The sequence below is a fragment of the Streptomyces sp. SCA2-17 genome (assembly GCF_044336695.1).
In genome coordinates, this window is record NZ_CP117521.1 from 5,725,831 (window position 1) to 5,738,682 (window position 12,852).

The 12,852-nt window shown below is 71.0% G+C and carries 13 protein-coding genes; 11 read left to right on the forward strand and 2 right to left on the reverse strand.

All coding sequences use genetic code 11. The features are described from left to right. Positions 1 to 190: 190 nt before the first annotated feature. Together PS271_RS25690 and PS271_RS25695 are read left to right on the forward strand one after the other, a co-directional pair. Positions 191 to 1,213 (forward strand): terpene synthase family protein, encoded by a 1,023-nt coding sequence (locus tag PS271_RS25690; RefSeq protein WP_398384997.1) that lies wholly within the window; start codon positions 191 to 193, stop codon positions 1,211 to 1,213. An 86-nt stretch (positions 1,214 to 1,299) separates the two neighbouring features. After that, entirely contained in the window at positions 1,300 to 1,941 is a 642-nt protein-coding gene (locus PS271_RS25695) for a trimeric intracellular cation channel family protein (RefSeq protein WP_398384999.1), read from the forward strand. A gap of 38 nt (positions 1,942 to 1,979) precedes the next feature. Here the strand turns inward: PS271_RS25695 and PS271_RS25700 are convergent, their stop codons facing one another. Together PS271_RS25700 and PS271_RS25705 are read right to left on the reverse strand one after the other, a co-directional pair. Beyond that, complete coding sequence (locus PS271_RS25700) at positions 1,980 to 2,678, reverse strand: 2OG-Fe dioxygenase family protein (protein ID WP_398385001.1); 699 nt, start codon at positions 2,676 to 2,678, stop codon at positions 1,980 to 1,982. Positions 2,679 to 2,842: 164 nt separating this feature from the next. Continuing rightward, a complete protein-coding gene (locus tag PS271_RS25705) occupies positions 2,843 to 3,832 on the reverse strand; it encodes a beta-ketoacyl-ACP synthase 3 (RefSeq protein ID WP_398385002.1) in 990 nt (329 codons plus the stop codon). 346 nt (positions 3,833 to 4,178) lie between these two features. Between PS271_RS25705 and PS271_RS25710 the strand changes: the two genes are divergently transcribed. The 9 genes from PS271_RS25710 to PS271_RS25750 all read left to right on the forward strand — a co-directional run bounded on the left by PS271_RS25710 (position 4,179) and on the right by PS271_RS25750 (position 12,604). Next, positions 4,179 to 4,958, forward strand: a complete 780-nt coding sequence (locus PS271_RS25710; protein ID WP_398385003.1) for a thioesterase family protein — start codon at positions 4,179 to 4,181, stop codon at positions 4,956 to 4,958. Between the two features lie 193 nt (positions 4,959 to 5,151). Then, entirely contained in the window at positions 5,152 to 6,843 is a 1,692-nt protein-coding gene (locus tag PS271_RS25715) for a fatty acyl-AMP ligase (protein WP_398385004.1), read from the forward strand. A gap of 12 nt (positions 6,844 to 6,855) precedes the next feature. Then, complete coding sequence (locus PS271_RS25720; protein ID WP_398385006.1) at positions 6,856 to 7,833, forward strand: acyl-CoA desaturase; 978 nt, start codon at positions 6,856 to 6,858, stop codon at positions 7,831 to 7,833. A gap of 15 nt (positions 7,834 to 7,848) precedes the next feature. Next, positions 7,849 to 8,796, forward strand: coding sequence for an acyl-CoA desaturase (locus PS271_RS25725; protein ID WP_398385008.1), 948 nt, complete (start codon positions 7,849 to 7,851; stop codon positions 8,794 to 8,796). Between the two features lie 86 nt (positions 8,797 to 8,882). Further along, positions 8,883 to 9,182 (forward strand): acyl carrier protein, encoded by a 300-nt coding sequence (locus PS271_RS25730; protein WP_398385009.1) that lies wholly within the window; start codon positions 8,883 to 8,885, stop codon positions 9,180 to 9,182. Positions 9,183 to 9,196: 14 nt separating this feature from the next. After that, positions 9,197 to 10,309: a fatty acid desaturase gene (locus PS271_RS25735; protein WP_398385011.1), complete on the forward strand. Its 1,113-nt coding sequence runs from the start codon at positions 9,197 to 9,199 to the stop codon at positions 10,307 to 10,309. Beyond that, the gene (locus PS271_RS25740) at positions 10,306 to 11,169 is read left to right on the forward strand and encodes an alpha/beta fold hydrolase (protein WP_398385013.1); all 864 of its coding nucleotides are present in this window, start codon (positions 10,306 to 10,308) and stop codon (positions 11,167 to 11,169) included. Before PS271_RS25735 ends, PS271_RS25740 begins: the two co-directional genes overlap by 4 nt. Beyond that, entirely contained in the window at positions 11,166 to 11,348 is a 183-nt protein-coding gene (locus tag PS271_RS25745; protein ID WP_398385015.1) for a rubredoxin, read from the forward strand. Before PS271_RS25740 ends, PS271_RS25745 begins: the two co-directional genes overlap by 4 nt. A 29-nt stretch (positions 11,349 to 11,377) precedes the next feature. Next, positions 11,378 to 12,604 (forward strand): cytochrome P450, encoded by a 1,227-nt coding sequence (locus tag PS271_RS25750; protein WP_398385017.1) that lies wholly within the window; start codon positions 11,378 to 11,380, stop codon positions 12,602 to 12,604. Positions 12,605 to 12,852 lie beyond the last annotated feature (248 nt).

Here is a 12,852-nt window from a genome sequence, read left to right on the forward strand (position 1 = left end):
AGTGCGCCGGGCGGCCCCAATGCACCCATGGAAGATATGGTTGTCGTTTTAATTGCTGTGCCGAAAGGGCAGCACTCTGCCATGCCCGGCCGCGAACGCACAGGTGAAGCACGTGCTGCGCACCGGCCCGGGCAGGCACCGCGGAAGGATCGAGATCGGCTCAGCACGGCCCTGAAGGAGGCTGGCCTCGATGCCACAGGACATCGCCCTGGACATTCCTTTCCCCAAGCGGCTGAACCCCTACGTGGAGGTGGCGCGGGCGCGCAACGAACACTGGCTGGTATCCGCCGGTCTGCTCAGCAGCCCGCACAATGTCGAGCGGTACCGGACCTGGCGGATCGAGCGGCTCGCCGCCGGCTTCCTGCCCGGCGTGAGCGTCAACGAGCTGACGTTCGGGCTCGCCGTGCAGAGCTTCTTCTTCTTTTTCGACGACCTCTTCGACAGCGGGCTCGGTGAGGACCCCGCCGCCACCTACGAGATCTGCCACGAGATGGCGGCCCTCGCCCGCCAGGAGCCGGGCACCACGGACGTCACCCCCTCCTTCCCGCTCGCCCGCGTCTGGGCCGAGCTGTGGGAGCAGTCCCAGCTGGGCATGTCCGCCGCCTGGCGCGCCCGGTCCGTACGGCACTGGGAGGAGTACTTCCTCACCTACGTGTCGGAGGCCGTCAACCGCCGCAGCGGCACGGTCCTCAGCATGGACTCGTACATGAAGCTGCGCCGCCTGGGCATCGGCAGCGAGGTCGTCGTGGACGTCTCCGAGCGCTGCGGACACTTCGAGGCGCCCCCCGAGATCCACCAGAGCATGGCCGTCCTCGAGGCCCGGGCCATCACGGCCGAGGTCGTCACCCTCACCAACGACCTGCACTCCCTGGAGAAGGACCTGGCCAACGGAGAGCTCAACAACGCCGTGCTGCTGCTCGGCCTGGAGCACGGGTGCTCGCGCGCGGAGGCCATCGCCCACGTCCAGCGCATGATCCACCGCCGCACCGCCCGCTTCCTGCAACTGGAGGCCGAGGCCGACCGGCTCTGCGGCGTCTTCGGCCTCACTCCCGAACAGCGCGAGAACACCCGGCTCTTCCTCGACACCAACCGCGCCTGCATGCGCGGCAACCTGGACTGGAGCAACGACACCGGCCGCTACAGCGAGCTCGGCGTCCTGCACGTCAACCGCTCGCCCCGGATCGAGGACGTGGTCGCCCGCACCGCCGAGTGACCGCCGCCCGCAGCGGCCGGGGGCTCGTCCCTTCGGCCGATGCGGCTCCGGCCGATCGGCCGAGGCGGCGGGGGAGCCGCGGGTGGTTGGCTGGAGCGATGCTCCACGTGCTCTACCTGACCGGGATCGCCGCGTTCGCGGCCAGCGGCGTGCTGGCCGCGCACCGCGCCCGGCTCGACCCCTTCGGCGGACTGGTCCTCGCCTTCGCCGCCGCCATCTCCGGCGGCACCCTGCGCGACCTGATCCTCGATCGCCACCCCTTGTACTGGACCCACGACCGGCTCCTGCTCACGGTCATCGCGGCCACGGCCGTGGCGACCATGGTCTTCCTCCGCTACCGCGAACTGCCGCACCGCTCGCTGATGACCGTCGACGCCGTCGGCCTCGCCGTCGTCACGGTGATCGGCGCGCGGGCCGCGATCGACGCCGGTGTCACCCCCTTCGCCGCCGTCATCCTCGCCGTGCTCACGGGCGTGACCGGAGAGGTGATCCGCGACGTGCTGTGCGGGGAGTTCCCGCCGCTGCTGCTGCGGGAGGAGGTCTACGCCACCGCGGCGCTGCTCGGCGCGGTGACCTACCTGCTCCTGGACCGCCTCGGCACCGGCCCGACCGCTGCCGCCGCCGTCGCGGCGTCCCTCGTGTTCGCGGTGCGGATGGGGGCCCTGCACTTCGGCCTCCACCTGCCGCGGCTCGCGCAGCGCCCGCCCGCCCAGGACCCGCCCGCGTAGGGCTCCCGCCTCCTCCGGCACCGGGGCGTGTCCCGGCCTCAGCCGGGCAAGGGCCTGTTCCCCGCCGTGAAGAAGTCGACCAGCATCATGTCCCGCACGCCGGACGCGGCCCCCGGCGCCGGCCGCACCGGTGAGACGCCGTGCAGCAGGCGGCGGTCGTCGAGGACGATCGTCTCCAGCGGGGCCGTGAGCAGGGCCCGGTGCACCGGGCGGCGGCGCAGGTCGTACAGGCACGACTCCGCGCCCCGCACGTCCTCCCGCCGGATCAGCACCTGGGCCACGTAGCAGTGCCCGTCGCGGTGGATGCCCTCCGGCGCCGGGTGTCCCTCGGCGCGGGGCGTGGCCGTGACGCGTATCTGGTGCACGCCACAGGTGTCCATGCCGGCCCGGGGGCCCGGGAGATGGCGGCGCAGGGTGTGCACGAGCGTGCGCAGCACCTCGCCGCCGGCGACCGCGCCGGCGAGCGGTGCGAACAGCCGCTCCACCCCGCCGTGCACCTTGTTGATCGACTTGTCCTGGAAGAACGCCGTGTGCGGCAGCCGCTCCAGCCGGTCCGGGTGGATCCGGAAGAGGCCGTAGCGGCGGAAGCGGTACGGCGTGTCGGTGCCGAGGTGGGCATCCGCCGGCAGGTCGTCCCACGAACCCGTGAACTCCTCGACGGCGCGCGCCGGGAGCGCGCCCAGGGCGTCGTGCAGCACGTCGGGGCCGAAGTGTGCGAACGGCGGGCTGGGGGTCATGGTGGTTCCTGCCTTCGTACGGGGATGCGCCTGCTCTCGACACTAGGCCGATTACCGGATCGGCTGGCCGGAATGCATCGTTCGGCCAGGCATCCGCAAGGGTGTTCCCGTAAGAAGGGGGACCGGAGGGGAAGAAGGGGCGGGGTGGCCGGCCGTGCGGCCGGTCAGGGCAGCCGGACGACCTGGGCGCCCCAGGTGAGCCCCGCGCCGAAGCCGAGGAGGAGGGCGAGCCCGCCGCTGCCGACGGCACCCAGCTCCTTGAGGCGGGCCACGGCGAGCGGCACCGAGGCGGCGGAGGTGTTGCCGCTGTGCGTCACGTCGCGGGCCACGGCCACGTGCTCCGGCAGGCCCAGCCGCTGGGTGATCGTCTCGATCATGCGCAGGTTCGCCTGGTGCGGGACGAAGGCGTCGAGGTCGCCGGCCGTGACCCCGGCGGCGTCCAGGGCCTCGCGGGCGACGGCCGGCATCTCCTCGATGGCCCAGCGGAACACCTCGGGCCCCGCCATCCGCATGACCGGCCACGGCAGTGCCGGGTCCTCCCGGAACGCGCTCCACGGGGCGTCGTGCGCGATGAGCCCGGCGCGGCTGCCGTCGGAGCCCCAGACGACGGGGCCGATGCCCTCGCCGTCCCGCGGACCGACGACCACGGCACCCGCCCCGTCCGCGAAGAGGATCGCCGCCGACGGGTCGTCCGGCGCGACGATGTCCGTCATCCGCTCGGAGCCGACCACCAGCACGTAGCGCGCGGAGCCGTCGCGCACCATGCCCGCGGCGACGGCCAGTCCGTAACAGAACCCCGCGCAGGCGGCGTTGAGATCAAAAGCGGCGGCATGGATTCCGAGCCGGCCGGCGATCTCCGCGGCACCGCCCGGGCTCTGCCGCAGATACGACATGGAGGCCAGGACGACCGCGCCGATCTTTCCCGGGGCGATGCCCGCGTCGGCCGCGGCCTTCCGCGCGGCCTCCACCGCCATATCGATCAGGGATTCGTCCGTGGCGGCATATCGGCGCTCGACGATGCCCGTCCGGCGCTCAATCCACTCGGCCGTACGGCCGGTGCGGGCGGCGACTTCCCCATTGCCCACCACACGGTGCGGGCGGTACGCGCCGATCCCCAGAATTCCCGCGCCGTTCCCGGCGGTTCGCAGCGTCAATCCGCGCATACAGGCCCCCCCAAGCCGCTTCTGAACGTGTCGGCGGCGAGACTATCTCCGGGTGGGCCGGACCCCGCAACCCACTACGGCGCCGAGTGTCAGTGTTGAACGTCACGCCGTGCCCATGATTCGAATGCAGGGTGATGCGGGTCACAAATTTTTTCGCTTGCTTGGTGACGCACGGCCCTTCTACGGTCACCCATGTGATCCAACTCGGAACGTTGAATGGCGTGTTGCCAGGAACCGAGCACCACCACACTAATCCGCCCCTCATCCGCATCGATGCCGCCCTGTGCGCCATCGGGTCGGAGGGGCCATGACCAGCACCGCTTCACCGCTTTCCCCGGTGGCGCTCCTGGACGGGCCGACCGGCCCCGGGATCGCCGCCGGAAGTCATCTGCACGGCTTCGGCGGCTTTCACGGCGGCCTGACGCTCGCGCTCATGGCTTCCGCCATGCAGGACGCCGCACAGAAGGTGTCACCCGGCCTCCGGCTGCAGAGCGCAACGGCGCGTTTTCTGCGGCCGATCGGCGATGATTTCCGCCTGGAGACCTCGCTGATCCGCGCCGGGCGCACCCTCACTACCCTCGGTGCCGACGCCGTCACCGAGAAGGGTATTCACGTAGCGGGATCGGCCGTCTTCGGAAATCCGCAGCCGGCCGAATGGCAGACGTTCGCCCCGGCCGCTCCGGAGGCTCCGGCCCCGGAGGAGTGCGAGGTCTTCGTCATTCCGCCCGAGTTCGTCGCCATCTCCACCTACCTGGAGATCCGCCCGGTCGGCGCCAGCCGGCCGTACGCGGGCGGCGCCGAGCCCGAACTGATCGCGTGGATCAGGATCCTGGAGGACGAACGCCCTCCGGATCCCGTGCGATTCGTGTTCCTGATGGATTCACTCGCTCCGTCCTACGCGGCGGTACTGTCGACGCTAGCGTTGGTGCCGACCGTGGAACTCACGGTGCGGCCCGGAAGCAATCTCGCGCAGGCGTCCTCGCCGTGGATCCTGCTGCGTGCACGGACCCGCTCGGCCACCGCCGAGGGCTGGGTCGACGAGGAGATCGACGCCTGGGGCAGGGACGGTGCCCACCTGGGCTCCGCACAGCAGCTCCGCATCGTCCGTACCGGCTGACAAGGGCGACAGCCGCAGGGTACGGAGCACACCACGACGCGGGCCGCGCCCCGGTGACGAACACCGGCGCCGGCGGCCCGCGCTACAGAACTGAACTCACGGGGGCGTTGTGGACCACAGAGCGGGGCGGGCCCATCCCGCATTGCCGGGGTTGCCCGGCATTCTCCAGGAACGGGCTGCCGGACCACGGCGCTTGGCATTCCGCTTTCTTGCCGACGGTACCAGCGACGAGGCCGTCGACTGGACCTACCACGACGTGTACGCACACGCCGGCCGTATTGCCGCGGACCTGCTCGGCCGTGAACTCACCGGGCGCCGCGTGGTGCTGGCCCTGGATCCCGGGCTGCACTACATCGCCGCCCTGTTCGGGATATTCCGCGCCGGCGCCACCGCCGTGCCGTCCTTCCCGCCCACCGGGAAACGCGCGGTGGCCCGCTTCGCCTCCATCGTCGTGGACAGCACACCGGACGTGATCATTGCCGACCGCCGGCTGGAGGGCCGCGTCACGCAATTCGCGGCGGAACTCCCCGCCACGGTCCGCGCCCCGGAATGGCTCTTCGTCGACGACGCGTACTTCCTCGGACCCGAGCCCGCCGACGCGGTACCGGACGCCGTTTCCGATCCGGCACTCCTCCAGTACACCTCGGGTTCCACCGGAGATCCCAAGGGAATCGTGCTCACCCACGAAAATCTCGTGAGCAACTGCCGTTCCCTGGAACACAACATGGGCTACGAGGCCGACCGCGTCGGCTGCACCTGGCTTCCGCCGTACCACGACATGGGCCTCATGGGCACCATCATGCTCGCGGTACACGGCGGATGGCCGCTGGTGCTGATGTCCCCCGCACACTTCGTGCAGCAGCCCTACCGCTGGCTCAAGGCGATCACCGACCACAAGGTCACCATTTCCGTCGGGCCCAACTTCGCTTTCGACATGTGCACCTCGGGCATCACCGACGACGAGCTGGAAACCCTCGACCTGAGCACGCTGCGCCAGGTCTTCTGCGGCTCCGAGCCCGTCTCCCGGGTGACCCTGGAGAAGTTCCGCGAGCGATTCGCACCCCGCGGCTACGACGAGACGTCCCTCATTCCCTGCTACGGCCTGGCCGAGGCGACGCTCTACGTATCGGGAAAGCCCGCCGGCACCCCGCTGCGGACCGAACGCCTCGACCGGGAAGCCCTGGAGAACGGTCTCGTGCGCCGCTCCGGCGAAGGGGCCGGGGAGCCGGGACAGGTCGCGCACATCGTCAGCTGCGGCACCGTCGCCGACGGCCACGACGTCACCGTGGTGGATCCGGAGACCCTGCGTCCGGTCCCGGCCGGCCGGGTCGGCGAGATCTGGGTCAGCGGGCCCAACGTCGCCCAGGGCTACCTCGGCCGGCCGGACCTCACCGCCGCCACCTTCACCGCGCGCACCGCCGGTGACGACGAGCGCACCCACCTGCGCACCGGCGACCTCGGATTCCTGCTCGACGGGGAGCTGTTCATCACCGGCCGGCTCAAGGACCTCGTCGTCATCGCCGGCCGCAACCTCTACCCGCAGGACATCGAGCTCACCGTCCGCCAGGCCCACGAGCAGATCCGCGGCTGCGCCGCCTTCGCCGTCCCCGGCGAGCAGGGCGAACAGCTCGTGGTGGCCGCCGAGTACCGCGGGACCGCCCGCCGGCTGGCCGCGGAGGGGGCGGCCGTGCTGGACGCGGTGATCGCCGCGGTGACGGGCGAGCACGGGGTCAAGCCCGCCGCCGTGCACTTCGGGCCGGTCGGCGCGATCCCCATGACCACCAGCGGCAAGGTCCGCCGGGACGCGACCCGCAAGGCCTACCTCCAGGGGACGCTGAAGAAGCTGACCCCGGTCGCCGACGACACGCCGCAGGCCGTGCGGTGACGGGAGCCCACCATGACGATGTCGCCTGAATCGCCCGGGGCCGCCGCGTCCGGCGCCCCGCGCACGGCCCGCCCGGCCGCGGCCCCGCAGCAGCAGGCCGCGACCGACACCGACGCCTCGGCCCGCCGGCTCGCCTACCTCACGGTCGGCGTGCCCACCCTGGGCTTCGCGGGAGCGGTGGTCTTCGCGTACCACTACGGCTTCACCGGCACCGACCTCGGCCTGCTCATCGGGATGTACCTGCTGACCTCCCTGGGCGTCGAGGGCGGCTTCCACCGCTTCTTCTCGCACCTGTCCTTCGCCGCCAAGCCGGCCGTGACCGCCTTCTGGGGCATCGCCGGCAGCATGGCGGCACAGGGCCCCGTGGTCTTCTGGGTGGCGACCCACCGCCAGCACCACGCGTTCACCGACCGCGACGGCGACCCGCACTCACCGCGGCCGATGCAGGACGGGCGCCGGTACCCCCGGCTGCGCGGCCTGTGGCACGGCCACGTCGGCTGGCTGTTCACCGTCCGCCGGCAGAACTGGAGCAAGTACGTCCCGGACCTGATGAAGAACCGGCTCGTGATGAAGATCAACGAGTACTACTTCGTCTGGGTCCTGGCCGGGCTCGCGCTGCCCGCCCTGCTGGGCTGGGCGCTCACCGGCGGCAGCCTCCGCGGCACGGCCGGCGGCCTGCTCTGGGGCGGCCTCGCCCGGATCTTCCTGCTCGACCACGTGACCTGGAGCGTCAACTCGATCGGGCACACGCTGGGCAGCCGGCCCCACCGCACCCGGGACAACAGCCGCAACGTCGCGACGCTCGCGCCCTTCTCGGTCGGCGGCTCCTGGCACAACAACCACCACGCACAGCCCGCGCTGGCCCACAACCGGCACACCTTCTGGCAGATCGACATCGCCGGCGGCTTCATCCGGCTGCTGGACGTCCTGGGGCTGGTCACCAACGTGCGCTATCCCAAGCGCGCACGGCCTGCGCAGCACTCCGAGTAGAAAGGGAGCGGCCCCGTGTCTACCGCAACCGCCGACCCGCTCGCGTCGGCGATCGTCAAGCTCGACCCCGCCAGCGCCCGCATCAAGCGCTTCTCCGCACTCACCACGATGACGCTGCCGCTGATCGGCACCGCCGCCGCGGCCTGGTTCCTGTGGACCGGCAACTACACCACCACCGACCTGGTCCTGTTCGTCGTCATGTACTTCGTGCACATGGGCGGCATCACCATCGGCTTCCACCGCTACCTCTCGCACAAGGCGTTCAAGACCTCTGCCGTGTTCGAGGGCATCATGATGATCACCGGGTCCATGGGGGCCCAGGGCCCGCTGATGTTCTGGGTCACCACGCACCGCCGCCACCACCGCTTCAGCGACCGCGAGGGCGACCCGCACTCGCCGAACCTGCACGGATGGAGCATCAAGGCCCGGCTGCGCGGCCTGTGGTACGCGCACATGCCGTGGATGCTCAGCGACGAGACCTCGAAGTGGAGCGTCTTCGCCCCCGACGTCCTGCGCGACCGCCGGCTGATGTGGTACAGCCGCACCTACCCGGCCTGGGTCCTCACCGGCCTGCTGATCCCGGCCGTCGTCGGCTTCGCCGTCGAGCAGACCCCGATGTCGCTGCTGACCGGCCTGGTCTTCGGCGGATTCGCCCGCATCTTCGTGGCCAACCAGGCCGCCTGGTGCGTCGGCTCCATCTGCCACGCGATCGGCAGCCGCCCCTTCGACAACAAGGACCGCAGCGCCAACAACTGGCCCGTCGCCGCCTTCACCTTCGGCGAGGGCCTGCAGAACAACCACCACGCCTTCCCGGGCTCGTACCGCCACGGCGTGACCTGGTGGGAGCCGGATCTGAGCGGCTGGCTCCTCTTCGGCCTGGGCAAGGCCGGCGTCGTCTGGGACCTGCGGGAACCGGACAAGGCCACCATCGAGCGGAAGCGCGCCATGAAGCAGGCCGCGTAACCGCCCGCCCCCACGCAGTGCTCCACCCGCAGTGCTTCACACCCGCACTGCGCTTCACCCTCGCACACCAGCAGGAGCGTAACCACATGTTCGGTCGCAAGAAGGACGCCCAGCAGATCCAGGGCCCGCTCACGGAGGACTCCCTGCGCCAGTGGCTCATCGAGCACCTGGCCCAGCGCATCGAGGTGCAGCCCGCCGACATCGACACGCAGAAGTCCTTCGAGTCCTACGGGCTCGACTCGCGGGTCGCCGTCCAGGTCTCCGGCGCCCTGGAGAAGGTCGTCGAGCGCCGCCTCTCGCCCGGCCTGCTCTACGAGCACCAGACCATCGACGACCTGAGCGGCTACCTGGCGCAGGAACTCAGGCTGTCCCGCCGGACCGGCTGAAGGGAACCACGACGATGGGGGCATACAACTTTCCGTCCGCTCCGGACCAGGCGTTCGAGGACTTCAAGCGCAAGTCGGAGCAGATCGAGGGCGAAAGGCTCGCGGGGGCCATCCCGAGGGAATTCTTCGAACCACGCGTGGGCCGCGGCCTGCTCGGCTTCGCCGTCAGCTGGGTGCTGTACATCGGCGCCCTCGTCGGCATCGCCTTCGCACCGCACTGGCTGCTGTGGATCCCGCTGTGGATCGTCGCCGGCCTGGGCGGCTGGGGCCTGCACTGCATCGCGCACGACTGCGGGCACGGCTCCTTCTCCCGCTCGCGCAAGTTCAACTTCGCGATCGGGCACGTCTCGCTGCTGCCGCTGATCTACCCGTTCCACGCCTGGCGGCACGTGCACAACCTGCACCACAGCCACACCAACAACCTGGAGCTGGACACCGACTGGCGCCCGGTCCCGGCGGCGCTCTACGACCGGATGCCGCTGCACGAGAAGATCATCTACCACGGGACGCGCACCTGGGCGTTCTGGGGCGGCACCATCAACTACTGGCGCGAGTCCGGCTTCCGGCCGAGCTACTTCCCCAAGCGGGAGGCGCGCCGCGACGTCCGCCGCTCGATGCTCTTCGTCCTGGCCGTCATGGCGGTCTACTTCGTCCCGCTGATCTGGTTCACCGGCTTCACCGGCTTCCTGATCTACTTCGTCGCCCCGTGGCTCGCGACCCACGCCTGGTTCAGCGCCACGACGCTGATGCACCACAGCTCCAGCGACATCCCGTACCTGACCAACGAGCACTGGACGCGCAACGCCAGCCGGCTCCTGGTGACCACCGACTACGTGTACCCGAAGTGGCTGCTGTTCCTCACGCACAACATCTCCATCCACACGGCACACCACGTCGCCCCGGTCGTCCCCTTCTACAACCTGCAGAAGGCGCAGAGAGCCCTGAAGGACGCCTACCCGGGCATGGTCCGCGAACAGCCGGTCAAGATCGGTGAGCTGCGCACCATCGTGCGGCGGCTGCACTTCTACGACACCGAGTCGGGCTTCTACACCGACTTCAAGCGGACGCGGATCGACCCGGCGGACGCGAAGCCGGTGGCGGCGAAGACGGTGAACGCCCCGTCATGATGCCCCTCGTCCTGAGAAGGCTCGCCCACGCGGCCGCCGGCGCCCTCGCCCCGGGGCCCGGCGGCCGCTGGGCCACCGACGTCTTCAGCCGGACCCGCGCCCTGGGCACGCAGCCCGACAACGTCCTGCCGCTCGGGGCCCGCGGCTTCGACGTCCTCGGCAACCCCGACGTGCACGGCGGATACCTGTGGGGCGACGACGACCGGCCCACCGCGCTCCTCGTGCACGGCTGGGGAGCCGACAGCAGCAGCATGTACTCGCTGATCGCCCCGCTGCGGGACCTCGGCTACCGCGTCGCCGCGTTCGACGCGCCGGCCCACGGCGTGAACCGCGGCACGCAGGCCACCATGACCCAGTACACGGCCGCCGTCCGCGCCGCGCTCGACTCGCTCGGCGGCGCGAGGGTGATCGTCGCCCACTCGCTGGGCTCGATCGCCGCCGTCGGGGCAGTGGCGATGGAGGAGCGGCCGGACGTCGACTGCATCGCGCTCGTCGCCCCCACCTGCACCCTCACCGCCGTCCTGGAACGCTGGTCCCAGGGCGAGCTGATGCTCTCGCGCGCCGTCGTCGACCGCATCTACCGCGAACTGCACCGCCGCAACGGGGTGCCCGTCAGCCACTGGGACGTCGTCGGCCTCGGCCGCGACCTCGACGTCCCCGTGCTGGCCCTGCACGACCCCGGCGACCCCGTCGTCCCGTACTGCGAGGCCGAGGCCATCGCCGCCGGGCTGAAGGACGTACGGCTCGAACAGGCCCCGGGCCGCGGTCATATGGGGATCCTCATGTCCCCCGAAGTGAAAAGCGCCATCTCCGCGTTCGTCGCCGAACACGGAACGAGAACTGGAGAGACCATCCCGTGAGCGAAGACGTCGGGAAAAGGGCATGGATGTGCCTCGTCTGCGGCTGGGTCTACTACGAATCCCTCGGACTGCCCGAGGAGGGGATCGCCCCCGGCACGCCCTGGGAGGAGATCCCGGACGAGTGGGAGTGCCCGGACTGCGGCACCACCAAGGCCGATTTCGTCATGGCACCGCTGTAGAACCGCTGTAGACCTCTAGGAGAAGTGACATGACCACACCGGTGATGGATCCGGGCCGGGCGATGATGACGCTGCTGAGCCCGGCCGGGAAGCGGGACCCCTACCCGCTCTACGAGGCGCTGCGCTCCTACGGGCCGATGCTGCCGCTCGGCCCCGGCCAGCTGGTGGTCACCGGGCACGCCGAGTGCGCACGGGCGCTGCGGGAGCCCGCCCTCCTGTCGACCGACGGGGCCGTGCAGGACTCGATGATGCCCGGCTGGCGCGACCACTCCTCCTGGGTGTGGCTGACCAAGAACATGCTCTTCAGCAACAACCCCGACCACGACCGCTACCGGCGCTTCTTCAGCGTCGGCTTCACGCCGCGCCGGATCGCCGCGCTCCAGCCGGCGGTGGAGCGGCTGATCGGCGGGCTCGTGGACCGGCTGGGCGCGCTCGGCGAGGGCGGCGCCCCGGTCGACTTCATGGCCGAGTTCGCCTTCCGCGTGCCCATGGCCATCATGGGCGAGCTGCTGGGCATACCCGAGGAGGAGCAGGCGGGGTTCCGGGGCCACATCGGCGCCATCACCACCGCGCTGGAGCCCATCCAGGACCTCGCCCAGCTGCTGCCCGGCGACGCCGCCATGGAGGAACTGGCCGTCTACTTCCGGGACCTGGTCGCCAAGCGGCGGGCCGAGCCCGGCGACGACCTCGTCAGCGAGATGGTGCGGCAGCTGGACACGGCGGGCGGCATCAGCGAGGAGGAGCTCGTCGCCAACTTCATGCTGCTGCTCGTCGCCGGCACCGAAGCGCCGATGGACCTCATCGGCAACGGGCTGCGGCTCGCCGTGGAGCACCCGCAGTACGCGGACGCGCTCCGCGAGGACGACTCCCTCGCGCCGGGCTACGTCGAGGAAGTGCTGCGCTTCGACCCCGCGGCGCAGGCCCTCAACCGCATGGCCGTCAAGGACTTCGACTTCTTCGGGGTCCCGCTCACCGCGGGCACGAAGGTCACGCTCCTGATCGCCGCGGGCAACCGCGATCCGCGGCAGTACGCCGACCCCGGCACGTTCAACCCGTACCGCACGGGCAACCACGCGCTGACCCTCAGCGGCGGGGCGCACTACTGCCTCGGGGCGGGCCTCGCCCGGATGCAGGCGGAGGTCGCCCTGCCGGCGGTCCTGCGGCGCTTCCCGGGCCTCGCGCTCGCGTCGGAACCCACGTTCCGCGACCAGCTGGTCCAGCGCGGCTTCGCCACGCTCCCGGTGAAGCTGGCCTGACGGGGCCGCGCCCCGGGCGCCCTTCCCTCCGCCGCAGCGGTGCTCGGCCTCGCGGTGGCTTTCGGCGGTGCCGTGCTCGGCTGCTTCCGGGGCCCCGCCCCACCCTCCGCCGCAGCGGTGCTCAGCCCCAGCGGCGGTTTCCGGCGGTGCCGTGCCCACTTCAGGTGGGTACGGCACCGCCGGTCGCGTTTCCGGGGGTTGCGTGCCGTTGCGGCGGGAGGGATGCGTGGGACGCCGGAAGCCCCGGG

Excerpts from the sequence above, each read along its gene's own strand:
- PS271_RS25690 (WP_398384997.1), top strand. The coding sequence starts at position 191 with ATGCCACAGGACATCGCCCTGGACATTCCTTTCCCCAAGCGGCTGAAC.
- PS271_RS25700 (WP_398385001.1), bottom strand. The coding sequence starts at position 2,678 with ATGACCCCCAGCCCGCCGTTCGCACACTTCGGCCCCGACGTGCTGCAC.
- PS271_RS25720 (WP_398385006.1), top strand. The coding sequence starts at position 6,856 with ATGACGATGTCGCCTGAATCGCCCGGGGCCGCCGCGTCCGGCGCCCCG.
- PS271_RS25730 (WP_398385009.1), top strand. The coding sequence starts at position 8,883 with ATGTTCGGTCGCAAGAAGGACGCCCAGCAGATCCAGGGCCCGCTCACG.
- PS271_RS25735 (WP_398385011.1), top strand. The coding sequence starts at position 9,197 with ATGGGGGCATACAACTTTCCGTCCGCTCCGGACCAGGCGTTCGAGGAC.
- PS271_RS25740 (WP_398385013.1), top strand. The coding sequence starts at position 10,306 with ATGATGCCCCTCGTCCTGAGAAGGCTCGCCCACGCGGCCGCCGGCGCC.
- PS271_RS25750 (WP_398385017.1), top strand. The coding sequence starts at position 11,378 with ATGACCACACCGGTGATGGATCCGGGCCGGGCGATGATGACGCTGCTG.